Origin of the sequence: Stenotrophomonas sp. SORGH_AS_0282, from assembly GCF_030818125.1 — a bacterium.
GTDB classification, from domain to species: domain Bacteria; phylum Pseudomonadota; class Gammaproteobacteria; order Xanthomonadales; family Xanthomonadaceae; genus Stenotrophomonas; species Stenotrophomonas rhizophila_A.
Genome location: NZ_JAUTAB010000001.1, coordinates 3039070 through 3065176, shown reverse-complemented (window position 1 = coordinate 3065176; position 26107 = coordinate 3039070). Strand labels below are relative to the sequence as shown.

General features: G+C 67.3%; 31 protein-coding genes. 10 read left to right on the top strand and 21 right to left on the bottom strand.

Translation table 11 applies throughout. The features are described from left to right. Nucleotides 1-88: 88 nt before the first annotated feature. A complete protein-coding gene (soxR, locus tag QE395_RS13735) occupies nt 89-523 on the top strand; it encodes a redox-sensitive transcriptional activator SoxR (protein ID WP_176472643.1) in 435 nt (144 codons plus the stop codon). A 6-nt stretch (nt 524-529) separates the two neighbouring features. Here soxR and proC read toward each other — a convergent pair whose 3' ends face one another. Continuing rightward, the gene (proC, locus tag QE395_RS13730) at nt 530-1348 is read right to left on the bottom strand and encodes a pyrroline-5-carboxylate reductase (RefSeq protein ID WP_095363720.1); all 819 of its coding nucleotides are present in this window, start codon (nt 1346-1348) and stop codon (nt 530-532) included. Nucleotides 1349-1412: 64 nt separating this feature from the next. Next, entirely contained in the window at nt 1413-2084 is a 672-nt protein-coding gene (locus QE395_RS13725; RefSeq protein WP_306989613.1) for a YggS family pyridoxal phosphate-dependent enzyme, read from the bottom strand. Between the two features lie 115 nt (nt 2085-2199). On the opposite strand from QE395_RS13725, the gene QE395_RS13720 reads away from it, so the two are divergent. The 6 genes from QE395_RS13720 to QE395_RS13695 all read left to right on the top strand — a co-directional run bounded on the left by QE395_RS13720 (nt 2200) and on the right by QE395_RS13695 (nt 7402). Then, nucleotides 2200-3237, top strand: a complete 1038-nt coding sequence (locus QE395_RS13720; protein WP_068849741.1) for a type IV pilus twitching motility protein PilT — start codon at nt 2200-2202, stop codon at nt 3235-3237. Nucleotides 3238-3363: 126 nt separating this feature from the next. Then, nucleotides 3364-4506: a PilT/PilU family type 4a pilus ATPase gene (locus QE395_RS13715; RefSeq protein WP_068849744.1), complete on the top strand. Its 1143-nt coding sequence runs from the start codon at nt 3364-3366 to the stop codon at nt 4504-4506. A gap of 115 nt (nt 4507-4621) precedes the next feature. Beyond that, nucleotides 4622-5206, top strand: coding sequence for a hypothetical protein (locus QE395_RS13710; protein WP_210131823.1), 585 nt, complete (start codon nt 4622-4624; stop codon nt 5204-5206). A gap of 130 nt (nt 5207-5336) precedes the next feature. Further along, entirely contained in the window at nt 5337-6320 is a 984-nt protein-coding gene (locus tag QE395_RS13705) for an aldo/keto reductase (protein WP_306989610.1), read from the top strand. Between the two features lie 64 nt (nt 6321-6384). After that, nucleotides 6385-6600, top strand: a complete 216-nt coding sequence (locus QE395_RS13700; RefSeq protein WP_068854565.1) for a DUF4287 domain-containing protein — start codon at nt 6385-6387, stop codon at nt 6598-6600. Between the two features lie 94 nt (nt 6601-6694). Continuing rightward, nucleotides 6695-7402: a YitT family protein gene (locus QE395_RS13695; protein WP_184125063.1), complete on the top strand. Its 708-nt coding sequence runs from the start codon at nt 6695-6697 to the stop codon at nt 7400-7402. Between the two features lie 4 nt (nt 7403-7406). Here the strand turns inward: QE395_RS13695 and QE395_RS13690 are convergent, their stop codons facing one another. Then, complete coding sequence (locus tag QE395_RS13690) at nt 7407-7934, bottom strand: DNA-3-methyladenine glycosylase I (RefSeq protein ID WP_093533322.1); 528 nt, start codon at nt 7932-7934, stop codon at nt 7407-7409. Continuing rightward, nucleotides 7931-9721 (bottom strand): DUF4153 domain-containing protein, encoded by a 1791-nt coding sequence (locus QE395_RS13685; protein WP_306989608.1) that lies wholly within the window; start codon nt 9719-9721, stop codon nt 7931-7933. The genes QE395_RS13690 and QE395_RS13685 overlap by 4 nt, the downstream gene beginning before the upstream one ends. Before the next feature lie 91 nt (nt 9722-9812). On the opposite strand from QE395_RS13685, the gene QE395_RS13680 reads away from it, so the two are divergent. The 3 genes from QE395_RS13680 to QE395_RS13670 are packed head-to-tail and all read left to right on the top strand — an operon-like array spanning nt 9813 to nt 11806. Beyond that, nucleotides 9813-10379, top strand: a complete 567-nt coding sequence (locus tag QE395_RS13680; protein ID WP_068849768.1) for a YqgE/AlgH family protein — start codon at nt 9813-9815, stop codon at nt 10377-10379. Then, nucleotides 10372-10839 (top strand): Holliday junction resolvase RuvX, encoded by a 468-nt coding sequence (ruvX, locus tag QE395_RS13675; protein WP_068849771.1) that lies wholly within the window; start codon nt 10372-10374, stop codon nt 10837-10839. The genes QE395_RS13680 and ruvX overlap by 8 nt, the downstream gene beginning before the upstream one ends. Nucleotides 10840-10855: 16 nt before the next feature. After that, nucleotides 10856-11806, top strand: a complete 951-nt coding sequence (locus QE395_RS13670; RefSeq protein ID WP_306989604.1) for an aspartate carbamoyltransferase catalytic subunit — start codon at nt 10856-10858, stop codon at nt 11804-11806. A gap of 385 nt (nt 11807-12191) precedes the next feature. Here QE395_RS13670 and QE395_RS13665 read toward each other — a convergent pair whose 3' ends face one another. The 17 genes from QE395_RS13665 to QE395_RS13585 all read right to left on the bottom strand — a co-directional run bounded on the left by QE395_RS13665 (nt 12192) and on the right by QE395_RS13585 (nt 26100). Then, the gene (locus tag QE395_RS13665) at nt 12192-12641 is read right to left on the bottom strand and encodes a transposase (RefSeq protein ID WP_306989603.1); all 450 of its coding nucleotides are present in this window, start codon (nt 12639-12641) and stop codon (nt 12192-12194) included. 635 nt (nt 12642-13276) lie between these two features. Next, nucleotides 13277-14077, bottom strand: coding sequence for an alpha/beta hydrolase-fold protein (locus QE395_RS13660; RefSeq protein WP_306989601.1), 801 nt, complete (start codon nt 14075-14077; stop codon nt 13277-13279). A 67-nt stretch (nt 14078-14144) separates the two neighbouring features. Further along, nucleotides 14145-14411 carry a hypothetical protein gene (locus QE395_RS13655; protein WP_249833859.1) on the bottom strand — a complete coding sequence of 89 codons (267 nt, stop codon included), beginning with the start codon at nt 14409-14411 and terminating at the stop codon, nt 14145-14147. Nucleotides 14412-14424: 13 nt separating this feature from the next. Further along, a complete protein-coding gene (gene mgtE / locus QE395_RS13650) occupies nt 14425-15786 on the bottom strand; it encodes a magnesium transporter (protein ID WP_068849782.1) in 1362 nt (453 codons plus the stop codon). Between the two features lie 146 nt (nt 15787-15932). Further along, nucleotides 15933-17702 (bottom strand): phosphoenolpyruvate--protein phosphotransferase, encoded by a 1770-nt coding sequence (gene ptsP, locus QE395_RS13645; protein WP_249833860.1) that lies wholly within the window; start codon nt 17700-17702, stop codon nt 15933-15935. A gap of 2 nt (nt 17703-17704) precedes the next feature. Further along, on the bottom strand, nt 17705-17974 hold the full coding sequence (locus QE395_RS13640; protein WP_068849785.1) for an HPr family phosphocarrier protein: 270 nt from the start codon (nt 17972-17974) through the stop codon (nt 17705-17707). Then, complete coding sequence (locus QE395_RS13635; protein WP_068849788.1) at nt 17967-18359, bottom strand: PTS fructose IIA subunit family protein; 393 nt, start codon at nt 18357-18359, stop codon at nt 17967-17969. The genes QE395_RS13640 and QE395_RS13635 overlap by 8 nt, the downstream gene beginning before the upstream one ends. Nucleotides 18360-18434: 75 nt before the next feature. Further along, a complete protein-coding gene (gene rapZ / locus QE395_RS13630) occupies nt 18435-19322 on the bottom strand; it encodes an RNase adapter RapZ (protein ID WP_249833861.1) in 888 nt (295 codons plus the stop codon). After that, entirely contained in the window at nt 19319-20269 is a 951-nt protein-coding gene (hprK, locus tag QE395_RS13625; protein WP_068849794.1) for an HPr(Ser) kinase/phosphatase, read from the bottom strand. The genes rapZ and hprK overlap by 4 nt, the downstream gene beginning before the upstream one ends. Then, nucleotides 20266-20718, bottom strand: coding sequence for a PTS sugar transporter subunit IIA (locus tag QE395_RS13620; RefSeq protein WP_095363728.1), 453 nt, complete (start codon nt 20716-20718; stop codon nt 20266-20268). Before QE395_RS13620 ends, hprK begins: the two co-directional genes overlap by 4 nt. 21 nt (nt 20719-20739) lie before the next feature. Next, nucleotides 20740-21063 carry a ribosome-associated translation inhibitor RaiA gene (gene raiA / locus QE395_RS13615; protein ID WP_068849799.1) on the bottom strand — a complete coding sequence of 108 codons (324 nt, stop codon included), beginning with the start codon at nt 21061-21063 and terminating at the stop codon, nt 20740-20742. A 56-nt stretch (nt 21064-21119) separates the two neighbouring features. Further along, a complete protein-coding gene (locus tag QE395_RS13610) occupies nt 21120-22565 on the bottom strand; it encodes an RNA polymerase factor sigma-54 (protein ID WP_184125073.1) in 1446 nt (481 codons plus the stop codon). A 41-nt stretch (nt 22566-22606) separates the two neighbouring features. Further along, complete coding sequence (gene lptB / locus QE395_RS13605) at nt 22607-23326, bottom strand: LPS export ABC transporter ATP-binding protein (protein WP_068849805.1); 720 nt, start codon at nt 23324-23326, stop codon at nt 22607-22609. Continuing rightward, nucleotides 23326-23886, bottom strand: coding sequence for a lipopolysaccharide transport periplasmic protein LptA (lptA, locus tag QE395_RS13600; protein ID WP_095363730.1), 561 nt, complete (start codon nt 23884-23886; stop codon nt 23326-23328). The genes lptB and lptA overlap by 1 nt, the downstream gene beginning before the upstream one ends. A 65-nt stretch (nt 23887-23951) precedes the next feature. Beyond that, complete coding sequence (lptC, locus tag QE395_RS13595) at nt 23952-24512, bottom strand: LPS export ABC transporter periplasmic protein LptC (protein WP_095363731.1); 561 nt, start codon at nt 24510-24512, stop codon at nt 23952-23954. Further along, entirely contained in the window at nt 24509-25057 is a 549-nt protein-coding gene (locus QE395_RS13590) for an HAD hydrolase family protein (protein WP_093533331.1), read from the bottom strand. Before QE395_RS13590 ends, lptC begins: the two co-directional genes overlap by 4 nt. Before the next feature lie 41 nt (nt 25058-25098). Beyond that, nucleotides 25099-26100, bottom strand: coding sequence for a KpsF/GutQ family sugar-phosphate isomerase (locus QE395_RS13585; protein ID WP_095363732.1), 1002 nt, complete (start codon nt 26098-26100; stop codon nt 25099-25101). Nucleotides 26101-26107 lie beyond the last annotated feature (7 nt).

Here is a 26107-nt window from a genome sequence, read left to right as displayed (position 1 = left end):
CGGATTCCAGACAACGAAGAAGCGCGGTGCTTGCGGCACACCGCGAGGTGCCGCACGATGACACCTTAACGATGGTTGAGGTCAAGCAGTGATCGCGCAGGAGCTGAGTGTAGGCGACGTGGCACGTCGCAGCGGCGTGGCGGTATCGGCGCTGCACTTCTATGAGCGCAAGGGGCTGATCCGCAGCCTGCGCACGGCCGGCAACCAGCGTCGCTTCAGCCGCGACGTACTGCGTCGGCTGGCGGTGATCCGCGTCGCACAGCGGGTGGGCATGCCGTTGGAAGCGGTGGCCAATGCATTTGCAGCGCTGCCGGAAAACAAGACGCCGACCCGCGCCGAGTGGGCGAAGATGTCGGCGCTGTGGCGCGGCGAGCTGGATCAACGCATCGAGGAACTGCTGCTGCTGCGCGACCAGCTCACCGACTGCATCGGCTGTGGGTGTCTTTCACTGAAGCGCTGCCGGTTGGCCAATCCCGGCGACGCGTTGGGCGAGCAGGGGGATGGCGCGCAGCGCTGGGGCTGACCCGGATCAGTCGTTGGCCGCCGACAACGCCTGTCCCCGTCGCGTCGCCGCGTCGATCGCGCGCGCCACGATGGCCTCGAAGTCGGCGCCCTGGAAGCTCTCGATCGCGGCCTGCGTGGTGCCGTTCGGCGAGGTGACGCGCCGACGCAGCTCGGCCGGGGCTTCGCCGGATTCGTCCAGCATGCGGCTGGCGCCCAGCAGGGTCTGCACCACCAGCGTGCGCGCGGCGTCGGCCGGCAGGCCCTGCGCGATGCCGGCCGCTTCCATCGCCTCGGCCAACAGGAACACATAGGCCGGGCCACTGCCGGAGACGGCGGTGACCGCATCCATGCGTGCTTCATCCTCGATCCACACCGTGCGCCCGGCGCTGGCCAGCACGGTGTCGGCCTGGCCACGCTGTTCGGCGCTGACCTCTGCGGTGGCAAACAGACCGGTCACGCCTGCACCCAGCAGCGCCGGGGTATTGGGCATGGCGCGTACCACCGCGCCGGTACCGCCCAGCCAGCGCAGCAGCTGCGCACTGGTGATGCCGGCGGCGATGGACACCACCAGCGGGGCCTGGGCCTGGGCGATCTCCGCCAGTGACGCACAGACATCGCGCAGCACCTGCGGCTTCACCGCCAGCACCCATACCGCGCCCTGCGCGGCCGCTTCGCTGGCGCTGGCGTAGGTCTTCACGCCGAAGTCGGTGCTGAGCTGGCTGCGCAGCCCGGCCACCGGTTCGGCCACGTGGATGTTGCCCGGGGCAGTGCCCTGGCGGACCAGGCCGGCGATCAGGCTGCGCGCCATGTTGCCGCCGCCGATGAAGGTGATCGAAGTGCTCATTGGGCATCCTTGTAGGTGATCTGGGCCGCGGGGCAGGGGCCCGCGCTACGGGTGGGTGGGCCCCTCAATGCCGTGCGCCGAACAAGGCGGTGCCGACGCGGACCATGGTCGCGCCGTGGGCAATGGCGTCGGGGTAGTCGCCGCTCATGCCCATCGAGAGGGTATCGGCCTGCGGGTAGCGGGTGGCCAGATCGGCAAACAGCGCGTGCATGCGTTCAAAGGCCTGGGCGCGGCGGTGTGGGTCCGGCCACGGCGCAGGGATGGCCATCAGCCCGCGCAGGCAAAGGCGTGGTTCGGCGGCGATGGCGGCGGCCAGCGCCGGCACGGCGTCAGGCGTGCAGCCGTGCTTGCTGCCTTCATCGTCGATATTGACCTGCACCAGCACGTTCAACGGCGGCAACGCGGCCGGGCGGTGCGCGGCCAGGGCGGTGACCAGCTTGGCCCGGTCCACGCTCTGCACCCAGTCGAAGCGCTGCGCGGCCAGGTCGGCCTTGTTGGACTGCAGGTGGCCGATCAGGTGCCACTCCAGCCCCAGGGCCGCCAGCGCATCGATCTTTGCCACTGCTTCCTGCACGTAGTTCTCGCCGAACGCGCGCTGGCCCTGCGCCGCCAGCGCCGCCACGGCCTCGGCCGGCTGGGTCTTGGACACCGCCAGCAGGCGCGGCGGTGGCCGCCCGGCGGCCGTGGCCGCGTTGTGCAGGTTCAGCAGCAGGGTGGGCAGGGGCAGGGCGGTCACGGGTGGGCGCTCACGGGGCAGGACACAAAGAGATTTCGCGGTGGATCAGGGAGGCTATACTGCCGACCGGGGAAAGATCCTTCCAGTCGCAGCAGTCTATGGGGAGTAGCAGCGTATGGATATCGCCGAGCTGTTGGCGTTTTCCGTTAAGAACAAAGCGTCGGACCTTCATCTGTCGGCAGGCCTGCCGCCGATGATCCGCGTGGACGGCGATGTCCGTCGCATCAACATTCCGGCCTTGGACCACAAGCAGGTCCACGCGCTCGTTTACGACATCATGTCGGACAAGCAGCGCCGCGATTACGAGGAATTCCTCGAAGTCGACTTCTCGTTCGAGATTCCCAGCCTGGCGCGCTTCCGCGTCAACGCGTTCAACCAGAACCGTGGCGCCGGTGCGGTCTTCCGTACCATTCCGTCCGAAGTGCTGACCCTGGAAGACCTGAACACGCCGCCGATCTTCCGCGAGCTGATCGACCAGCCGCAGGGCCTGATCCTGGTGACCGGCCCGACCGGTTCGGGCAAGTCGACCACGCTGGCGGCGATGATCGACTACATCAACAAGAACGAATACGGCCACATCCTCACCGTCGAGGATCCGATCGAATTCGTGCACACCTCGCAGAAGTGCCTGATCAACCAGCGCGAAGTGCACCGCGATACGCACGGCTTCAACGAAGCACTGCGTTCGGCACTGCGTGAAGACCCGGACATCATCCTGGTCGGCGAACTCCGCGACCTGGAAACCATCCGGCTGGCGCTGACCGCCGCCGAAACCGGCCACCTGGTGTTCGGCACGCTGCACACCAGCTCGGCGGCCAAGACCATCGACCGCATCATCGACGTGTTCCCCGCCGGCGAAAAGCCGATGGTGCGCTCGATGCTGTCCGAATCGCTGCGCGCGGTGATTTCGCAGGCACTGCTCAAGAAGGTGGGCGGCGGGCGCACCGCCGCGTGGGAAATCATGGTGGGCACCCCTGCCATCCGCAACCTGATCCGCGAAGACAAGGTGGCGCAGATGTACTCGGCGATCCAGACCGGCCAGCAGATGGGCATGATGACGCTCGACCAGCACCTGCAGGACCTGGTCAAGCGCAGCCTGATCACGCGCAACCAGGCCAAGGAATACGCCAAGGACAAGCGCATCTTCGAATAAAGACAGCGCCGAAGAGAACGGCAGGAGCCGTTCTCAAGGTCGCGAAGCGACGGCCCGTAGGGTGCCCGGCAGGATGCCGGGCATAACGTTGGCCGGCCCTCGGCAAGGCATCCGGAGTCCACCGCAATGAACACCACCAGCACCACCATCGACTTCACCTCGTTCCTCAAGCTGATGGCGCACCAGAAGGCGTCGGACCTTTTCATCACCGCGGGCATGCCGCCGGCGATCAAGGTCAACGGCAAGATCTCGCCCATCACCCAGACCCCGCTCACGCCGCAGCAGAGCCGCGACCTGGTGCTGAACGTGATGACGCCGGCGCAGCGCGAAGAGTTCGAAAAAACCCACGAGTGCAACTTCGCCATCGGCCTGTCCGGCGTGGGCCGGTTCCGCGTGAGCTGCTTCTACCAGCGCAACCAGGTCGGCATGGTCCTGCGCCGCATCGAAACCCGCATTCCCACCGTGGAAGAGCTGAGCCTGCCGCCGATCATCAAGACGCTGGCGATGACCAAGCGCGGCATCATCCTGTTCGTGGGTGCGACCGGTACCGGCAAGTCCACCTCGCTGGCGGCGATGATCGGTTACCGCAACCTGAATTCCACCGGGCACATCATCACCATCGAAGACCCGATCGAATTCGTGCACAAGCACGAAGGCTGCATCATCACCCAGCGCGAAGTGGGCATCGATACCGACAGCTGGGAAGCGGCGCTGAAGAACACCCTGCGCCAGGCGCCGGACGTGATCATGATCGGCGAAGTGCGTACCCGCGAAGGCATGGACCATGCCATCGCGTTCGCCGAAACCGGCCACCTGGTGCTGTGTACCCTGCATGCCAACAACGCCAACCAGGCGATGGACCGCATCATCAACTTCTTCCCGGAAGACCGCCGCAGCCAGCTGCTGATGGATTTGTCGCTGAACCTCAAGGGCGTGGTCGCCCAGCAGCTCGTGCCTTCGCCGGATGGCAAGTCGCGCAAGGTGGCGATGGAAATCATGCTGGGCACGCCGCTGGTGCAGGATTACATCCGCGACGGCGAGATCCACAAGCTCAAGGAAGTGATGAAGGAATCGGTGCAGCTGGGCATGCGCACCTTCGACCAGAGCCTGTTCGAGCTCTACCAGGCCGGCGAGATCAGCTACGAAGACGCGCTGCGCTACGCCGATTCGCAGAACGAGGTGCGCCTGCGCATCAAGCTCTCGCAGGGCGGCGACGCACGCACGCTGTCGCAGGGCCTGGACGGCGTGGAGATTTCCGAAGTCCGCTGAAGCTGCGGGCGGGGAAACCGGGCGCGTACGGTGCAATGCCGGCGCGCCTTTGTTGCAAGTGGTGTTTCAAGGGGCCGGCACCGCGCCGGTGACACTGCCAATGATGAGAATGCACATGGAATTGCATGATCCCTACCGCGCACCGGCGACCATTCCGATGCCACCTGCTTTGCCCGGCACGCTGCCGGAATCCCAGTCCCAGGCACGGGCGATTTCCGATGCGGCCGAGTACTACTCGCCTTCCACGCTGAAAATGGTGCTGCTTTCACCCACTACGCTCGGGCTGTACCCGATGTACTGGTTCTGGCGGAACTGGCAGGCGATCAAGCGAGAGACCGGCGGCGACCAGTGGCCCTGGGCGCGCGCGCTGTTCTCACCGATCTGGTCGTTCTTCTGCTTCCGCGAGCTGAGTGACGCGGCCAGCAGCCGGCGTCGCGAACTGGCCTTCGCGCCAGGACTGTTGGCGGTGACCTACTTCCTGCTCAACTTCGCCAGCCGGCTGCCCAACGCCGGTTGGCTGCTGGCGCTGTTCACATTCGTACCGCTGCTGCCGGTCAACAGCCTGCTGCGCCGTTACCACCAGGATGAACGGATCGACATGGAGCGCATGGACCGGCTCAACGTCTGGCACATCCTGGTGATCATCGCCGGTGGCCTGCTGCTCCTGCTGGCCCTGATCGGGACCGTGGCCGAACGCTGAGGCAGGTAGATGGCGCCTGCACCCGCAGGCGCCATTGATGAGCTCTGCTCATGACCACCAGTGGTTCCGGCAGTGCAATCGCCGGCGTGAGCGGGCGTATCGTTTGGGTCCCTACTCGAAGGAGCACCCCATGCAGACACGAATCCTTGGCAACAGCGGCCTGCGCGTTTCCGCGCTCGGGCTGGGCTGCATGGGCCTGAGCCATGCCTATGGCACCGCGCCGCAGGTGAGCGATGGCGTTGCGTTGCTGCACGCAGCGGTGGAACGCGGGGTGACCTTCTTCGACACCGCCGAGGTCTACGGCCCGTTCCGCAACGAGGAACTGCTGGGCCAGGCACTGGCGCCGTACCGCGACCAGGTGGTCATTGCGACCAAGTTCGGGTTCAAGGAGGCCAATGCCGACCTGGGGCTGGACAGCCGCCCGGAGAACATCCGCGCCGTCTGCGAGGCCAGCCTGCAGCGGCTCAGGACCGACCGCATCGACCTGTTCTACCAGCACCGGGTCGACCCGAACGTGCCCATCGAAGATGTCGCCGGCACGGTGAAGAACCTCATCGCGGAAGGCAAGGTGAAGCACTTCGGGCTGTCCGAAGCCGGCGAAACCAGCATCCGCCGCGCGCATGCGGTGCAGCCGGTGGCGGCGCTGCAGAGCGAGTACTCCCTGTGGTGGCGCGAGCCGGAGCAGAGCGTGCTGCCGGTGCTTGAAGAGCTGGGCATCGGCTTCGTGCCGTTCAGCCCGCTGGGGCGCGGCTTCCTGACCGGGGCGATCACCGCCGATACCGAGTTTGCGCCCACCGATTTCCGCAGCTCGCTGCCGCGCTTTGCGGTGGAGGCGCGCCGCGCCAACCAGGCGCTGGTCGAGGCCATCGGCGCCATTGCCGCCGCCCGCCAGGCCACCCCGGCGCAGGTGGCGCTGGCCTGGCTGCTGGCGCGCAACCCCTGGATCGTGCCGATTCCCGGCACCACCAAGCTGCACCGGCTGGAAGAGAACCTGGCCGCTGCCGAGCTGGTTCTGCACGAGGCCGACCTGCAGCAGATCGCGGCGGCGCTGGACGGCATCGCCATCGTGGGCGACCGCTACAACGCGGAACGGCAGAAGCAGGTCACCCGCTGACGGATGTCGATTTCGTGCCCTGGCCAGCGTCGTAGTGGATGAACCCCTCTGCAAGGAACAGGTCATGAGCGACACCGCCCCGGTCAAAGGTCCCGCGTCGTACTTCCCGTCCATCGAAAAGACCTATGGGCAGCCAGTGGGACACTGGCTTGCCCTGCTGGCCACGCAGGGCGGGCTCAGGCACATGGCCCTGGTCACCTTCCTCAAGAGCCAGCATGGCCTGGGCCATGGCCATGCCAACGCCTTGGTGGCCCACCATTTGAAAGACCGGACCGGGTGAAGCGGTCATTCGTTGCGGGATGAATCGATTTCACCTGCAACTGTCACGCGGATCGTGTCTAATACCGCTCCCCACGTGTCTGGCCCCACCCCCCATGTCCCTTGAATCCCATGGCCCCGCGCCGTGCGACGACGCTGACGGCCATCTGGTCACCGCCGGCCCGCTGACCCCGCCGCCGGACAGCGCCGGCACCGTGGCCGATGCCAAAGCCCTGCGCCATTCGGTGGCCGAGGACGTGCAGGGCATGATCCTGGCCACTCTGGTGGCCTCGCTGGGCCTGGCGATCTTCGCCAAGGGCGGGCTGATGATCGGCGGCATGGCCGGCCTGGCGTTCCTGGCTCACTACGCGTTCGGCTGGAATTTCGGCCTGGTGTTCGTGCTGGTCAACCTGCCGTTCTACTGGGTGGCGGTGCGGCGCATGGGCTGGGAATTCACCCTGAAGACCTTCGCGGCGGTCACCGCCTGCGGCGTGCTTACCGACCTGCTGCCGCGCTGGGCCGATTTCGCCCACATGAGCTCGCTGTATTCGGCGCTGGTGGGCGGCGCGCTGGCCGGGCTGGGCATCCTGTTCTACATCCGCCACCGCGCCAGCCTGGGCGGCATCGGCATCCTGGCGGTGTACCTGCAGCGCACCCGCGGCTGGAGCGCGGGCAAGGTGCAGATGTCGTTCGACACGCTGCTGATGGGCGTGGCGTTCTTCGTGCTTTCGCCGGACAAAGTGATGTATTCGGCGATCGGCGCGGTGGTGCTGAGCCTGGTGCTGATGTTCAACCATCGGCCCGGCCGCTACATGGGCGTCTGAGGGTTTACCCGGTTTTCTTGAGTTTCTGCAGGCGTTTGTACACCGGGCAATCCGGGCTGTGCGCGCCGGGCAGGTAGCCCAGGCTCATCAGGAATTCGCCGGTGATTTCGCCGCCGGTGAAGCGGAACGTCTTCTTGAACAGCTTCACCCACTCGGCCTTGTCGCGCGGGTGGTGCGCATCCAGCCATGCCGCGAAGCTGCCGTGGCTTGCCCGCAGCTGCTGGATCACCTGGGCGTTGTGGATGGCCGCGTGCACCTTGAGCCGGTTGCGGATGATCCCCGGGTCGTTGAGCAGGCGCTCCACGTCGCGCTCGCCGTAGCCGGCCACGGTATCCACATCGAACTGGCTGTAGGCCGCGCGGAACCCTTCGCGCTTCTTCAGGATGGTTTCCCAGCTCAGCCCGGCCTGGTTGATTTCCAGCAGCAGGCGCTCGAACAGCTCGCGTTCGTCGCGCTGCGGGAAGCCATATTCGTGGTCATGGTAATGACCGTGCACCGGATGGCCCGGTGCGATGAGGCAGTAGCCGCTCATGGGGTGTCGTCTTCAACGGGAGGTTGTTCGATGCCCAGTCTAGGCCCATCGCCGAGCGACAGTTGCGGCCAGCGTGCTGGATGGATCGTCAGGTTACCCCGCAGCAGCGGGTCGTACGCCGGGTCGCCGCGGTATTCGGAGGGCATCGGGAACTCGATCTTGCCGGCATCGGTCCAGTCCTTGCCATCGCGCGCGTGCAGGCGGCATACCGCGCCACCCCACGAGGGCTCGTGGCACAACAGCATCTCGTCCACGCCATCGCCATCCAGGTCGCGGCGCAGTGCCACGCAGACCTCGTCCATTTCCAGGCAGCTGCTGACGTTCACGGTCCTGGCCAGCAACGCCTGCCACCAGTCCGGGTCTGGCGCCGGGCTGCTCTTGGCCAGTTTCAGCTGCTGCTGCAGCACCTTGAGGTCTTTGATGGCGTCGCTGTAGTTCCCATAACGGACTTGCCGCGCGTCCACGCTCAGGACATTGGCGATCAGGGTGCTTGCACGCGGATCGTCGCGGAAGCGCGGGTCCTGCTGCAGTTCCTTCAGCACCTCGGCGCCGCGCCGGCCATAGCCGAAGCGCAGATCGGTGGCGTCTTCGCCCTTGATTGCCGGCGCGGTTGCCTGCAGCCGGGCGACCTGGCTGGCCAGGCTGATCCGGATCGGGTCCAGTACCGGTGTATTGGCCAGCACCGCCGCACCCAGCACCACCCAGCACATCCAGCGGTTGACCGGTTCGATCCGCTGCAGCCAGCGCCCGCGCCTGTGCACCGCGGCCAGCGCATAACCCACCGCGTAACCGAACAGCAGCAGCGCCGCCAGCAGCGCCCAGAAGCGCTCCAGGGTGACCCCGTACTGGCTGATGCGCAGGCCCATCGCATACAGCGCCAGTGCCGCATACACCGGCAGCGTAAGCAGGCTGGCCTCGACCAGCCGGCGCAGCCACGCAGGGTAGGGCGGCAGCTCGCTTTCGTGCTGGTACACCGCGTTGCTGAAGACGATCAGCAGCAGCACCAGGGCCAGCAGTACCGTGGCCGCCGAGCGCGTGCGCCACAGCGGCTCCAGCCCGGTGAAGGGCAGGCAGACCACGAAGATCACCGCGATGAACGCCAGCAGCGGCAGCAGGCCGCGCGCCACGGCAAACAGCACCTGGCGGATGACCTGGATGGCCCGGTCCTGGGTGCGCCCGATCAGCACGCCGAACCCGAACAGCATGCCGGTAGCCAGCGCGATGAAGGCTTTTTCGCGGAACAGGTCGCGGAAGAAGTGGATGTCCACCAGGTCGAACAGCGCCGCCCACAGCCACAGCAGCATCCAGGTCAGCCCAGTGAAGCCCAGTGCCAGCGCAAGGGTCAGCCCGTTCTGCCAGGCGCGCTCGAACAGGGCTGCGTAGGTGGCGCGCCAGCGTCCGTGCTGCAGCCGGAACTGCCACCACGGCAGCGCGACGAACACCGCGACGGCCACGCAGACGGAGAACGGCATCAGCAGCGGTGCCTGGCGCAGGTCGTCGGGCGTTCCGCCCAGGTTCCAGCCGATCCAGCCGGCCATCGCCAGCACCACGGCCGACGCCAGCGCCGCGTGCAGCCACAGGCGGCGGTCGCGCAGGTCCACCAGGGTCAGCGCAACGGCGGTGGGGACGCTCAGCACCCAGGTGTACCAGCACAGGCGCGTGGCGAATGCCTGGAACGGCCCGTGGTCGGCCGCTTCCTGCACCGCGTACAGCATCAGGCCCTGCAACAGCGCGATCAGCACGATGGCGGCGCGCGAGGCAGGGGAAAGGGGGGGCTGCGGGTTCATCGTGCTCTCCATTGCGTACACACGTCCATGACTGCACGCATCGTAGCCGAGGCTCACGCCCGTGTGAGGATGCAGCGGGTAGAATGGGCCCATGTCCACGTTGCCTACCTCCCTTGCCGATCACCTGCTGGTTGCGCTGCCGTCGCTGACCGATCCGACCTTCGCGCGCACCGTAAGCCTGATCTGCCAGCACGACGAGAACGGTGCCATGGGCGTGCTGGTCAACCAGCCGTCCGAGTACACGCTGGGCGATGTGCTGGCGCAGATGGAGATCCAGACCGACGACCTCGTCCTGCGCGACCAGGTGGTGCTCAATGGCGGCCCGGTGCATCCCGAGCGTGGCTTCGTCATCCATGACGATGCACGTGCGTGGGAATCGAGCCTGCAGGTGGGCGAGGGCGTGTACCTGACCACCTCGCGCGACATCCTCGAAGCCATGGCCCGCGGCGAAGGCCCGCGCAATGTGCTGGTCACGCTGGGCTGTGCCGGCTGGACCGAGGGCCAGCTGGAAGGCGAGATCGCCGACAACAGCTGGCTGACCGTGCCGGCTGATGCCGAACTGCTGTTCGCCACGCCGCTGGAGCAGCGCTGGCAGGGCGCCGCCGCGCGGATCGGGGTGGACCTGTTCCGGTTGACGGACTACAGCGGCAATGTCTGAGCCGGCCACCATCCGCCGCGACGGCACCGTGCTCGGCTTCGATGTCGGCTCGCGCCGGATCGGGGTGGCGATCGGCAGTTCCTTCGGCACCCATGCCCGCGCCATCGCCGTGGTGGACGTGCACGGCAACGGCCCGGACTGGACCGCGGTCGAACGCCTGATCAAGGAATGGCGGCCCGATGGCCTGGTGGTGGGCGACCCGCTCACCCTGGATGGCCAGGACCAACCCAACCGCAAGCGTGCGCAGGGCTTTGCCCGCCAGCTGCGGGAACGTTTCAAGCTGCCGGTGGTGCTGATCGACGAGCGCTCCAGCTCGGTCGAAGCGGCCCGCCGGTTCGCCGTCGAGCGCGCCGAAGGCCGCAAGCGGCGCCGCGATGCGGCCACGCTGGATGCGGTGGCCGCCGCGGTGATCATCGAACGCTGGCTGTCCTCGCCGGACGATGCCACCCCCGTTTCCTGACCCCCAGACCCTGCCCATGACCGCCTCGCAACTCGATTCCGACGGACGCCTGCGCCACCTGCTGACCCTGGAAGGTCTGCCCCGCGAAACCCTGCTGCAGCTGCTCGACCGCGCCGGCCAGATCCGCGATGCGGCGGTCGGCCGGGTCGGCAACAAGCGCCAAGTGCTGGGCGGTTCGGCGGTGTGCACGCTGTTCTTTGAACCCTCCACCCGCACCCGCAGCTCGTTCCAGCTGGCCGCGCAGCGGCTGGGCGCGGACGTGCTGAATTTCGACGCCTCCACCTCGTCCGCGCGCAAGGGCGAAACCGCCTGCGACACATTGAAGAACCTGGAAGCGATGGGCGTGCGTGGCTTCGTGGTGCGCCACCCGGATGACGGCGCCGTGGCCGAGCTGGCCACCGCGGCGGGCGAGGGCACCGCGCTGATCAATGCCGGCGACGGCCGCAGCGCGCACCCGACCCAGGGCCTGCTGGACATGCTGACCCTGCGCCAGGCCAAGGGCGGCGATTTCTCGAAGATGAAGGTGGTGATCGTCGGCGACGTGAAGCACTCGCGCGTGGCCCGCACCGACCTGCATGCCCTGCGCACGCTGGGCGTGGGCGAGATCCGCGTGTGCGGCCCGCAGTCGCTGCTGCCGGACGATGACACGCTGAAGGGCTGCATCGTCGGCCAGGATTTCGATCAGATGCTGGAAGGCGTGGATGCGCTGATGATGCTGCGCCTGCAGCGTGAGCGGATGGAAGAAGGCCTGGTGCCGTCGATCGAGCAGTACCACGCCGAATACGGGTTGAACGCCGCGCGCCTGAAGCGCGCCGGCCAGGACGCGGCCGTGCTGCACCCGGGCCCGATCAACCGTGGCGTGGAAGTCACCGACGAAGTGGCCGACGGCCCGCAGTCGTGGGTGCTGCGCCAGGTGGCCAACGGCGTGGCGGTGCGCATGGCGGTGCTGGAAACGTTGTTGGGGTGATGGGGGCCGCGTCGGATCGTGTGAACGTTGGACGGAATACGGGGGCGGGGTATTTCCGGCTTCGGATGCTTGGGCCGCGCTGCGCGCGGTTTCCGGCCAACGGCCGGGGCTACGAATTTTTACGGGCCCATGGGGATTGGGATCAATCAACCGTGGGCTTCGGATCGTGTGAACGTTGGACGGAATACGGGGGCGGTGTGTTTCCGGCTTCGGATGCTTGGGCCGCGCTGCGCGCGGTTTCCGGCCAACGGCCGGGGCTACGAATTTTTACGGACCCATTGGGATTGGGATCAATCAACCGTGGGCTGCGGATGGATGTGGCGTCGCCATCGACGCGTTTGTCGGTAGCGCCGGCCGTTGGCCGGAACGCAATGCTGGACGATGCCTATAGCGGCCAACGACACCATGCATGTTTGTAGTCGCCGATGTTCGCGGTGATTCCCGCGCGTATCGGGTTGCCAACGATGTAGTGCGCGTGGCGTAACAAGGCTTCGTCGGCACGCACCGCATGATCGAAGAATCCGGGTTGCCACACCTTGCCCTGTCTACCCTTCAGGCGGTTAAGCGACAGCGCGCTGGAAGATTTGAAGCGCCGCGCGACGTACGCAAGTGAATGCGAGCGCAGTTCAAACATCCAGTGAATGTGGTCGGGCATGACGACCCATGCCAGGGTGTGGGCGCATCGGCTCCGGTCCATCTGTCGAAGCTGATTGACCACGATCTCTGCGGCTTCAGGATCATCAAACCAACGGGACTGCCCGGCACAACGCGTCGTCATGACGTAAACCTGCCCGACAATGCTGCGGCGCCCAAGACGTAGACGATGGCTGCTCATCCTCCCATCCTCGGCGGATGGGGCGTAGTGGTGATTCAGGGAAATGCCGACATACACATCGGCCGTTACCGTCATGGAGTGTAGGTAGCCATACGAAGGCCGGCCAACGGCCGGCGCTACCGGACTGTGGCTTTTGGTCGATTGACCCCAATCCCGATGGGCCCGTAAAAATTCGTAGCCCCGGCCGTTGGCCGGACACCGCGCGCAGCGCGGCCCAAGCATCCGAAGGCGGCATCATCACCGCCACCGATAATCCATCCGGCGTTTAAACGATCCGAAGCCCACGGTCGATTGACCCCAATCCCAATGGGCCCGTAAAAATTCGTAGCCCCGGCCGTTGGCCGGAGACCGCGCGCAGCGCGGCCCAAGCATCCGAAGGCGGCATCATCACCGCCACCGATAATCCATCCGGCGTTTAAACGATCCGAAGCTCACGTTTGATTGACCCCAATCCCAATGGGCCCGTAAAAATTCGTAGCCCCGGCCGTTGGCCGGAAACCGCGCGCAGCGCGGCCCAAGCACCCGAAGGCGGCATCATCACCGCCACCGATCATCCATCCGGCGTTTACACGATCCGAAGCCACCCACCAGACGTCCATGACCCGGATCGAAAAGCAGCCGGCCAACGGCCGGCGCTACCGCTTCTGCGCGAACAGCCAATCCCACATCGCCGCATCCGCATACGTCGCATCCCAGGCGTTGTGGTTGCCCTGCGGGTACTCGGTGTAGCGCACGTCGCCGGCGCCGGCGGCATCGAACGCGGCCTTCAATTTTCTGTCGTCGGCGGGCAGCACCACATCGTCCAGTGCCCCATGGAACATCCAGATCGGCGTGGCCTTGAGGCGCTCGGCGATGGCGGCATAGGGATCGGCTTCGTTCGCCACGGACTCCACGAACAATGACGCCCGCACCGCGCGCGGCGCCAGCACCGCGCCGCACACCGGCACGATCGCGGCGAAACGGGTGGGGTGTTCCAGCGCGATGTTCCAGCTGCCGTAGCCGCCCATCGACATGCCGGTGAGATACTGCCGCGCAGGATCGGCGCCGAACTCGACGATGGTGGCATCCAGCGCGGCCAGCGCGATGCGGTTGTTGATGCCCGACCATTCCTGGTCTTCCGGCGCCTGTGGCAGCACCACCAGTGCCGGGAAGTCGCGCGCGTGGTCGCGCAGGTGCGGGCCCAGCCCGGCGGTGGTCTGGCGATGGCCGTCACTGCCACGCTCGCCCGACCCATGCAGGAACAACACCACGGGCAATGCGCCGCGCTGCGCCTTGGCATCGCGCGGCACGAATACCTGGTAGCGCGACGCGCGCCCGTCCACGGTGACGCTGCGCTCCACGAAGTGCCCCTTGTCCGCAACGCGGGTCGTGGCACAGCCGCTCAGGACGAGCACCGCCACCACCCACATCCACCACGCCGCGCGCTGTCGTGCCATTGTCTTTCCTCGGCTGAAATCGTTTTCAGTCTAGGCGCGGACGTCGGCGCAGGCATCTTGCAGTGCATCAGTCCGGGCGCGGCACCGAAGCCAGGATCTCCAGCTGTTCGATCGCCTCGGGGTGGCCCTCGGCGGCAGCTGCCTGCACCTGGGCCAGGCTGGGGTGGACCACCAGCAGGATGGGGTTCTCGCACTGCGGGCAATCGAACTCGGCCTCGTCCTCGTGCAGTTCCATGCTCATCTCGCGCGAGGTGCCCTGCCATTCGCAGGCGGGGCAGGTGTGGGTCTGGTCGCGCCAGCCGGCAGCGAAGTAGTTGTCGAGGGTCAGGGCCATGTCGGTGAACCGGTCAGTGCAGCAGGATCAGGGTGGCCAGGCCCAGGAAGCTGAAGAAGCCCATGACGTCAGTGACCGCGGTGACCACCACGGTACCGGCCACGGCCGGGTCCACGTTCATGCGCTTGAGCAGCAGCGGCAGCAGCACCCCGGCCAGCGCCGCGGCACAGAAGTTGATGATCAGCGCCAGGGTGATCACCAGCGACAGCAGGAAGCTGTGGAACCACAGGTAGGCAATGATGCCGACCACGGTGCCGATCAGGGTGCCGTTGATCAGCGCCACCCGCGATTCCTTCCACAGCAGGATGCGCGCGTTGCTCTGGCCCACCTGGCCCAGCGCGATGCCGCGCACCATCAGGGTCAGCACCTGCACCGCCGCGTTGCCGCCGACGCCGGCCACGATCGGCATCAGCACCGCCAGCGCAACTACCTTCTGCAGGGTCAGCTCGAACTGGCCGATCACCGTCGCCGCCAGGAAGGCGGTGCAGAGGTTGATGCCCAGCCACACCACGCGGCCGCGCACGGCGCGCTTGATCGGGGAGAACAGGTCTTCTTCTTCGTCCAGGCCGGCCGCGCCCAAGGCCTGGTGCTCGGCCTGCGAACGGATGATGTCGACCACGTCATCGATGGTGATGCGGCCGAGCAGGATGTTGTTGTCGTCCACCACCGGCGCCGACACCCAGTCATGGTCGGAGAACTGCCGGGCCACTTCGTCGGCGCTTTCGCCGACGTCGATGGCCGGCTGCTCGTCGTCGATCAGGCGGTTGATCGGGGTGCTGTCCTCGTGGGTCACCAGCGAGGCCAGCGACAGCCGGCCCAGGTACTGGTGGCGGCGGCTGACCACGAACAGGTGGTCGGTGTGGTCGGGCAGTTCGCCGCGCAGGCGCAGGTAGCGCAGCACCACGTCCACGTTGACGTCGGCGCGCACGGTCACCACGTCCGGGTTCATCAGGCGGCCGGCGCTGTCCTCGGGGTAGGACAGGACCTGCTCGAGCCGCTCGCGGTTCTCGCGGTCCATCGACTTGAGCACTTCGTCGATGACCGTGTCGGGCAGGTCTTCGACCAGGTCGGCCAGGTCATCGATGTCCAGGTCTTCGACCGCGGCGATGATTTCGTCCGGGTCCATGTCGGCCAGCAGGCTTTCGCGCACTTCCTCGCCGACGTGGACCAGCACCTCGCCATCGTCTTCCGGGTCGACCAGCCCCCACACCACTTCGCGCTTGCCCGGCGGCAGCGATTCCAGCAGGTTGCCGATCTCGGCCGGCGCCAGCGTATTGACCAGCCGGCGCACCGGACCCAGCCGCCCGCTGTCCAGTGCATCGGACAACAGTCGCAACTGGCGCGCCGTCTTGTCGTGGCGTACGGCTTCGGCCATGCACAGCTCCCGCGGCAAAAGAAAAAAGGCCGCTATCCCGGACAGGATGCGGCAGAGGGGGTGGTCACCGCGTCATTATCGCTTGGATGCATGACAAACCGGTAGGTCAGCGCGTCACGACCAACGGGCGTGACCTGCCGGGCTGTTCATTGGTTTGTGTCGATCCAGCGCTCGATGCTGCGCCGGTCGCGTGCGGCAAGCAGCTTCGGTGCTGCGGCCTGCAGTGCGGACAGATCGCTGTCGCGCACCGCGCGCCGCACCTCCAGCAGCGTGCCGGGGTGCAGGCTGAACTCGGTCAGGCCGAGCGCGAGCAGCATGCGGGTCATGCGCGGGTCGCCGGCGATCTCGCCGCACACCGCCACCGGCACCTCGTGTTCGCGGCCGGTGCGCAGGATGTGCGCCAGCAGGCGCAGCACCGCCGGGTGCAGCGGCGAGTACAGCTCGCCCACCGCTTCATTGTTGCGGTCGGCGGCGAGCAGGTACTGCACCAGGTCGTTGGTGCCGATCGACAGGAAGTCGACCAGGTCGATGAAGCTTTCCAGCGCGATCGCCGCAGCCGGTACTTCGATCATCGCCCCGAACGGGATGTGCTCGGCCACTTCGTGGCCCTCGGCGCGCAGCAGCTCGGCCTGCTTGTTCAAGCGCCGGCGCACCGCCAGCAGCTCCTCGCGGGTGCTGACCATCGGCAGCAGGATGCGCAGCTTGCCGTAGGCCGACGCCCGCAGGATCGCGCGCAGCTGGGTATCGGCCACCTTCGGCCGGGCCAGCGACAGGCGCACGCCACGCAGGCCCAGTGCGGGGTTTTCTTCGTTGCTCAGGGTCAGGCCGGTGCGGTCGGCCTTGTCCGCGCCCAGGTCCAGGGTGCGGATGGTCACCGGTCGCCCGCTCATGCCGAGCGCCGCATCGCGGTAGGTTTCGAACTGCTCCTGTTCGTCGGGCAGCTCATCGCGCTGCAGGAACAGGAATTCGGTGCGGTACAGGCCCAGCCCGTGCGCGCCCAGCGCATGCGCCTCGGTGACGTCTTCGCGCGATTCGGCGTTGGCCAGCAGCGCGATCTCCACCTTGTCGCGGGTGCGGCTGGGCTTGCTGCGCAGGCGGCCCAGCTCGCGCTGTTCGCGGGCCTGGTCGCGCAGGCGGGCGCGGTAATCGCGCAGGTCCGGCGGCAGCGGGTTGACGGTGATCTGGCCGGTGCTGCCGTCGATGCCCAGCACGTCGCCGTCGGAAATCTTCTGCAGCAGGTTGGGAACGTTGACGATCAGCGGCAGGTGCAGGCTGCGGGCCAGGATCGCGCTGTGCGAGAGCGCGCTGCCGGCGGCGGTGACAATGCCGACCACGCCGTGCGCCTGCAGCTGGGCCAGCTCGGAAGGCGCGATGTTGTCGCAGACCAGGATTTCCCCGGCCAGCCCCTTCACGTCCGGCGGGCGTTTCTGCAGGAAGGCATGGATGCGGCCGATCACATGGTCCAGGTCGTCCATGCGGCTCTTCAGGTAGGCATCGTCCATGCCATCGAAGACCTTGGCCAGGCGGTCGCGCTGGACGCGCAGCGCATACCCGGCGCTGTACGGGCCGCTGCGGATCAGCTCGTCCAGGCCGAACAGCAGTTCGGGGTCGTCCAGCAGCAGCGCATGCAGGTCAAGGAATTCGCCCACTTCCTGGTTCAGCGCACCCTGCAGCCGCTGGCGCAGGTCGTGCATTTCGGCGCGGGCCGCGTCCACCGCCAGGTGCAGGCGCTGCAGTTCGGCCGCCACCTGGGCCGGGGCGATGCGCTGTTCGGCGACTTCCAGGGCATGCGGCAGGCGCACCCGGGCGCGGCCGAGGGCATTGCCACGCGAGGCCCCGTGCCCGGCCAGCAGCAGGGCACCGGACGCGGTCCGTGCCGGTGTGCTGGAACCCGGTCGCGACGGTGGCCCCGGCATGCTCAGCTGTCCTCGTCGAAGCGTCGCTCGAACAGGGCCACCACTTCGTCCATGGCAGCCGCTTCGTCTTCGCCGTCGATGCGCACGGTGACCGGGGTGCCCTGGCCGGCGGCCAGCAGCATCACGCCCATGATGCTCTTGGCGTTGATCTCACGGCCTTTGGCGGCCATGGTCACGTTGCAGCGGAAGGGCGCCAGCACCTGCACCAGCTTTGCAGTGGCGCGGGCATGCAGGCCCAGGCGGTTGGATACGGTGAGTTCACGTTCAAGCATCGTCGACAATCGCTCCATTGCGAGTGCCCGCCGCCGCAGTGGCGGGCAGTTGATCCAGTCCCTGTTCCGGATAATTCATCACTCGCAACAACATCGGCAGGCTCAGCGCCGAGACCCGGCGTGCCGGGGTGCCCAGGCGGGCCAGCTGCGCTGCCAGATTGCTCGGGCTGGCGCCATACAGATCGGTCAGGATCAAAACGCCCTCACCGCTGTCCACGCGCCGCAGGGCGGCCGAGGCAAGCGGGAGCAGGGCATCCATGTCTGCGTCGAACGGTACTTCGAAAGCTTCGGTCTTCAGCGGCAGGTGCCGCAGGAGTCGGGTCGCCACGTCCAGCAGGGACGTACCGACGCCGGGATGCGTTACAAGGAGAATGCCACAGGTCATTGTCGAACGTTAACATCCCAACATGAATTGGGGATACACCACGGTAGCAACGGACCGTTGGTCCGTTGGCTTTGATCAATCCAGTTCGCGGTGGAACGTAGCCACTTCCGGCCAGCCCTGGTCGCGCGCGTGCCGGGCCAGGCGTTCGGCCAGGTACACCGAACGGTGCTTGCCGCCGGTGCAGCCGAAGGCCACGGTGACGTAGCTGCGGGTGTCGTTGCCCAGGCGGGGCAGCCAGGTATCCAGGAAGTCGATCAGCTGGTCCACGTACTTCTGCACGTCCGGCTGGGTGTCCAGGTACTCGCGCACCGGTGCTTCGCGCCCGGACATCGGCCGCAGCTCCGGGTTCCAGTGCGGGTTGGGCAGTACCCGGGCGTCGAACACGAAGTCGGCCTCGGCCGGGACGCCGCGCTTGTAGGCGAACGATTCGAACAGCAGCGAGAGTTTGTTGCCGTGGCTGAGCGCGAACTCGGTCACCACCTTGCGGCGCAGCTGGTGCACGTTGAGGGTGGTGGTGTCGATCACTGCGTCGGCGGCGCGGCGCAGCGGGGCGGTCAGTTCGCGCTCGCGCGCGATCGCTTCGGGCAGCGACAGGCCCAGCTGGCTCAGCGGGTGGCGGCGGCGGGTGTCGGCGTAGCGCTTGAGCAGGGCTTCATCGGTGGCATCGAAGAACAGCAGCTGCGCGTCCAGCCCGGCCGCCTGGGCGTCTTCGCGCCAGTGCGACAGCTGGCTCAGGTCGCTCTGGCCGCGTACGTCGATGCCCACGGCCAGGCGGCGCGGGGCGTCGGCATCGTGGCCGGCCAGCAGGCTGCGCACGAAGTCGGGCAGCAGGTTGATCGGCAGGTTGTCCGAGCAGTAGTAGTCGAGGTCTTCGAAGGTCTTCAGCGCCACCGTCTTGCCGGAGCCGGACAGCCCGCTGACGATGATCAGGGTGGCGGCGGTGGGTTCGGCGGCGGCGGTCATGGGGTACGGCGTTCCAGCAGGTTGCTGTGGCGGGCGATGAACATCGCGGCCGGGTCGATGCCCTTGGTGCGCAGGATGTGCAGTCGGGTGGCCGCCTCGGTCAGCACCGAGAGGTTGCGGCCGGGCATCACCGGCAGGGTGATCAGCGGCACGTCCAGGTCCAGCACGTGGCGGGTGCCGGAATCGCCGGTCAGGCGCTCGTAACCATGGGGAGTGGGTTCGGTCATGGGCTTGGTCAGGTGCACGATGAGCCGAAGGTACTTGTTCTTCTTTACCGCCGTGTCACCGAACATCTCGCGTACGTTGAGCACGCCCAGCCCGCGCACCTCCAGCAGGTCCTGCAGCAGCTCGGGGCAGGTGCCGTCGAGCACGTCCGGGGCGATCTGGGTGAACTCGGGCGCATCGTCGGCCACCAGGCGGTGGCCGCGGCTGAGCAGTTCCAGCGCCAGTTCGCTCTTGCCCGAACCGGCTTCGCCGGTGATCAGCACGCCGATGGAGTAGATCTCCATGAATACGCCATGCAGGATCACCCGCGGCGCCAGGGTCCGGGCCAGGTGGTAGGAGAGGTGGTTGAGCAGCTCGTGGCCGCGCTTGGGCGAGATCCACAGCGGGGTCTGCGATTCATCGGCCGCCGCGCGCAGGTCTTCCGGGCAGGGCTGGTTGCGGGTGATCACCAGCGCCAGCGGGTGCGACTGCATGATCCGCTCGATGGTTTCCCAGCGCTGGCGCGAATCCAGCGAATCCAGCCAGGACAGCTCTTCGGTGCCCAGGATCTGCACTTTGTTGGGGTAGATGGCGTTGAGGTAGCCGGCCAGCGACGGGCGCCGCGAAACGGTGTTGCCGGCCTCCAGCTCGCGCCGCTCGCCCTTCTGCCCGGCCACCCAGCGCAGGCTCAGGCGGTCACGCTGCTGTTCGAACAGTTCACGCGCGGTGATGCTGGTATTCATGCGGCGCTCGCCGGCGAGGGAAATTCGATCACCTGGCGCAGTGCCGCCGCATCGCGCGCTTCGCGCAGCGCCTGGCGGATGGCCGGCTCGGAAAACAGCTCGGCCAGCTCGGACAGCAGCATCAGGTGTTGATGGGTGTAGTGGCTGGGCACAGCGATGGCGAACACCAGGTCCACCGGTTCATCGCCGCCGAAGTCCACCGGGGTCTCCAGCCGCAGCAGCGCCCCGCGGGGGCGTTCCAGCAGCGGCGCGCGGCCGTGGGGAATGGCGATGCCGTGGCCGATGGCGGTGCTGCCCAGCGTCTCGCGCTCGCGCAGGTTCGTGTAGAGCAGCTCGGCGTTGGCTTCGCGGCAGGCCAGCAGCCGGGCGGCTGCCTTGAGCACACTGTCACGATCGGCGGCCGGCAGCACCTGGGTGCGCACGGCCGCCAGTAGATCATTCAAAGGCATGGAAAGGGGGGAGCGGGGGCGTCAGGCGTCATTGTCGCCCAAGGGAGCCGGAACCGGGGCGTGCTGGTGCTTTTTCTCCTTGTGCTTGATCACCAGCCGGTCCAGCTTGTCGGCGAGCACATCGATGGCCGCATACATGGTCTGGCCGTTGGCTTCGGCGTGGAGGGTCTGGCCGGGGATGTTCACGCTGGCGTCGACGTGGTGGTCGGGCTTCTGAAGCTTCAGTGTGACCCGCGCGTCGCAATGCTGATCGAAGTGCTTGCCGATCCGTGCCAGCTTCTCCTCTACGTAGGAATGCAGGGCCGGGGTGACTTCGACATCTTTGCCAAACGTTTCGATGCGCATCGGGTTTCTCCTTTGTTCGGATGAGCCAATGAACCTTGCCGCCAGGCGTGTGAGCGTCAGGCGATGCGTACTCGTTCGTGCGAGGCGGAAATGTTCATGGCTTCACGATACTTCGCCACGGTGCGGCGCGCCACCGGTATTCCAGAGGTCTTGAGCAGGTCAGCCAGCTTGGCGTCAGAAAGCGGCTTGCGCGGGTTCTCGTCGTCGATGAGGCGCCGGATCATGGCCTGGATGGCGGTGCTGGAGGCCTCGCCGCCGCTGTCGGTATCGATCCCGGAGGCGAAGAAGGCGCGCAGCGCCAGGGTGCCGCGCGGGGTGCGCACGTATTTGCGGGCAATGGCCCGGGAGATGGTCGATTCGTGCAGGCCGAGCTCGCCGGCCACCTCGCGCAGGGTCAGCGGGCGCAGGGCCTGGGCACCGAACTCGAGGAAGGCGGCCTGCTGCTGCAGCAGGCAGCGCATCACCCGCAGCAGGGTTTCGCCACGGGCCTCCAGCCCCTTGAGCAGCCAGCGCGCCTCCTGCAGGTGGCTGCGCAGGTAGCCGGCGTCGCTTTCGCCACAGCGGCGGATCATCTGTTCATAGCCCCGGTGGATGACCACCTTGGGCCCGGCATGGCCGGCCAGGGCGGCCCGCCAGCTGCCGTTCTGGCGCCAGACCACGCAGTCGGGCACCACGTAGCTGTCGTGGGCCAGTTCGCCGATCTGGGTGCCCGGGCGCGGGTCCAGCGAGCGCAGCAGCTGCACGGCGGTGTCCACCGCCTCCACCGGTTCGCGCAGTTCATGGGCAATCCCGGCCACGCCGCTGCGCGGGAGGCGCTCCAGCGGGCCGTCGGCAATGCGCCGGGCCAGGGCCAGGCCGGGGGTCTGCGGGTCCAGCACGTCCAGCTGCAGCTGCAGGCATTCGCCCAGGCTGCGCGCGCCGACCCCGATCGGGTCGAAGCGCTGGATCTGGTGCAGCACGGTGAGGATTTCCGCTTCATCGGCATGAATGGCCGGGAGCAGGGTTTCGGCGATGGCCGACAGGGGTTCGCGCAGGTAACCGTCGTCCTCGAACGCGTCGATCAGCGCGGCGCCGATGCTGCGGTCGCGGCGGGACAGGTGCGACAGGTGCAGCTGCCACAGCAGGTGGTCGGCCAGGCTTTCGGTCTCGGCCACGCGCTCGGCGGCGCTGCCGTTGTCGTCATCGTCGAACGAGCCGCCGCTGCTGCCGCTGCTCCAGTCGCCTTCGCCGGGGGCCCAGTCATCGGCGCCGGAGGGGGCGGAATCGGCGTCGCCGCCGTTGTCGCGTTCGGCCACTTCGGGCGGTCGCTCATCGCTGTCCGGCGCGGCATCCAGGGTGGGTTCGGCGTTTTCGGCCCAGTCCAGCAGCGGGTTGGTTTCCACCGCCTCGGCGATTTCCAGTTCCAGTTCGGCGCTGGACATCTGCAACAGCTTGATGGCCTGACGCAGCTGCGGCGTCATGACCAGTTGTTGTCCCAGCGATGTCTGCAGCCGTGCTTTCATGCCTGTGCCGAACGGAGGGAAGGCGCTGCAGCGGCCGGCGGTCAGAGCTTGAAGGTCTCTCCAAGGTACACGCGGCGGACGTCTGCGTTTTCCAGGATCGCGTCTGGTGCCCCCTGCGCCAGTACGCTGCCTTCGTTGAGGATATACGCGCGGTCGCAGATTCCCAAGGTTTCGCGCACATTGTGGTCGGTGATCAGTACCCCGATGCCACGCTGTTTGAGGTGCAGGACGATGCGCTGGATCTCGCCGACCGAGATCGGGTCGACGCCGGCGAACGGCTCGTCGAGCAGGATCAGGCGCGGCTTGGCGGCCAGCGCGCGGGCGATTTCGCAGCGGCGGCGCTCACCGCCGGACAGGCTGGCGCCCAGCTGGTCGGCCACGTGGTTGATCTGCAGCTCGTCCAGCAGCGAATTCAGCTCCTTCTCGCGACCGGCCTTGTCCAGGTCCTCGCGCAGTTCCAGCACCAGGCGCAGGTTGTCGGCCACGGTGAGCTTGCGGAAGACCGACGGTTCCTGGGGCAGATAGCCCACGCCCTGCTTGGCGCGGGTGTACATGGGATCGGCGGTGATGTCCTTGCCGTCCAGCACGATGCTGCCGGCGTCGGCCTCGACCAGGCCCACGATCATGTAGAAGCAGGTGGTCTTGCCGGCACCGTTGGGGCCGAGCAGGCCGACCACTTCACCGGCGTCCAGGGTCAGCCCGAATTCCTTCACCACTTCGCGCTGCTTGTAGCGCTTGCGCAGACCTTTGGCGACGAGCATTACTTCTTGCTCCCGGCGGTGGGGACGGTGGCCTTGGCCGGGGCGGCCGCCGGCTTGGCGGCCGGGGCGGCACCCTTGTTCTTGGGCGGGATGACCGTGCGCACGCGCTGTCCATCGCCGCCGCTGTTCATCTGGCCGGTGGCGGTGTTGTAGGTCATCGTGCCACCCGAATTGGTGCCCTGCGCGCTCTTGACCGTGTAGTTGCCGGTGAGCACGATGATTTCCTTCTTGATGTCGTAGTCGATCTTGTCGGCCTGGGCTTCCATCCAGGTGCCGTCATCGAGCTGCTGTTTCATCTTGGCCTGCTTGCCGGTGAACACCGCACGCACCGCCTCACCGTCCTTCATGTGGATGTCGGCCTGGGCGGAGCGGATGTCGAGCGTGCCCTGGGTGATGGTGACGCCGCCCGACAGGGTGGTGACGCCATCGCCGACCAGCGTTCCGGACTGTGCCCCGGCGTCGATGGTCATTTCCTGGTTGCGGTCGGAGGTCTTGGCCTGCACGCCGACGGCGGGCACCATCAGGCTGAGGGCGAGGACAACAGCGTGGAGGGTTTTCATGACGTGGGGCTTTCCTGCCGGATTCGGGGAAACGGCCAAGGCCGTTGTTGAAGTGTGGTGGCGCATCACTGACGGGGCGTGTAACGGCTCTTGACCTGGCTCAGGAACTGATAGGTCTTGTCGCTGGAGTTCAGCGCGAAGCCGACGCCGGACTGGATCATGCCCGGTCGGGTCAAGGTCACCAGTCCATCGGAGGTGGCGCGGTTTTCCTTCGGGAACACGTCCAGCTGCTCGGTGCGGAACGTGGTCGGGGGAATGCTGGGCACCCGCGGGCTGTCGCCGCTGACGTTGCCGGTCAGCCGCAGCTTGTCGCCGGTTGCGCTGACCCAGCCGGTGTCGCTGCGCAGTTCCCAGTGGTTGCCGTCGCGGTCGGGCAGCAGGAACAGCGGGGTCTGGATGGTCATGGTCTCGTCGCTGCGGGTGCGTTCCAGCAGCGGTGCGCGCAGCGTGGTCGATTCGCGGCCCTGCTCGTCCAGCGCGATGATCTGGAAATCGTGCAGCACGTAGTCCTTGCTGGCGTCGTCACCCGCGACGATCTCGGCCTTGTCGCGGTTGCGCAGCAGGGACCAGCCGCTGAACAACGCAGCCACCAGCAGCAGGCCACCCAGTGCGGTACGCCAGTTCATGCGCCGAACCTCGCCAGGACCGCATCCACGTGGCCCTGCGCGGCCAGCAGCACGTCGCACAGCTCGCGTGCGGCACCGCGGCCCCCGTCCAGACGGGTCTGCCAGTGCACGCGTTCGGCAATCCAGGGATGGGCATTGGCCGGCGCCACCGCCAGCCCGACCGCGCACAGCGGGGCCAGGTCGGGCAGGTCATCGCCCATGAAGGCCACCTGGTCCAGGCCGATGCCGTGCTGGTCGCACAGGGCGCGCACGCTGGCCAGCTTGTCGCCGACCGCGATCTGGGTGTCGATACCCAGGTCGGCGCCGCGCTTCTGCGCCGACAGGCTGTTGCGCGCGGTGATCAACACGGGGTGGATGCCGTGCTGCTGCAGCAGTTTCAGGCCAAGTCCGTCCTGCACGTAATACGCCTTGCTCTCGTTGCCGTCACGGTCGTAGTAGAGCCGACCGTCGGTGAGTGTGCCGTCCACGTCGAAACAGGCCAGCCGGATACGGCCGGCAACGGCATGCAGGTGGGACGGGAAACCGGGCAGCGGGGAGTAGGGCATCAGGAGCGCAGGTCAGCTGAATGGAGGAGTGTCACTGTGGTTTAAACCACCCGGGCCCGCAACAGGTCATGAATGTTGAGGGCGCCAACTGCGCGGCCCTCGCCATCGACCACGATCAGGCCGTTGATCTGCTGGGTTTCCATGATCCTGGCCGCTTCCACGGCGAGCTGGTCGGCGCCGATGGTACGCGGGGTGCGGGTCATCACATCGACGATGCGCGCGCTGCGCACGTCCAGGTCGCTGTCCAGGGCGCGGCGCAGGTCGCCGTCGGTGAACAGGCCCACCAGGCGCTGGCCGGCATCGACCACGGCGGTCATGCCCAGCCGCTTGCGGCTCATTTCCACCAGCGCCTCGCTCAGGCTGGCGTTCTCGCCCACCTGGGGCAGCTCGTCGCCGCTGTGCATCACATCCGTGATGTGCAGCAGCAGGCGCCGGCCCAGGCTGCCAGCCGGGTGCGAGCGGGCGAAGTCGTCGGCGGTGAAGCCGCGCGCGTCCAGCAGGGCCACCGCCAGCGCATCGCCCATCGCCAGCGAGGCGGTGGTGCTGGAGGTCGGGGCCAAGGCCAGCGGGCAGGCTTCGGCCGGCACGCTCACGTCCAGGTGCACGTCGGCGGCCAGCGCCAGCGAGGAGCCGGGGCGGCCGGTCATCGCGATCAGGCGGTTGCCCTGGCGCTTGAGCACCGGCAGCAGCATCAGCACTTCGTCCGATTCGCCCGAATAGGACAGGGCCAGCACCACATCGGCCTCGGTGATCATGCCCAGGTCGCCGTGGCCGGCCTCACCGGGGTGCACGTAGAACGCCGGGGTGCCGGTGGAGGCCAGCGTGGCGGCGATCTTGCGTGCCACATGGCCGGACTTGCCCATGCCGGTGGCGACCACCCGGCCGCGACTTTGCAGCACCAGCTGGCAGGCCTGGCTGAACCCCTCGCCCAGGCGTTCGGCTACTGCGGCAAGGGCATCGCGCTCGATCTCGAACACGCGGCGGCCGCTGGCAACCAGCGCGGCCGGGTCGGCCGATGAGGGGGGCAGGGGCGATACAGCCATGCGGGCG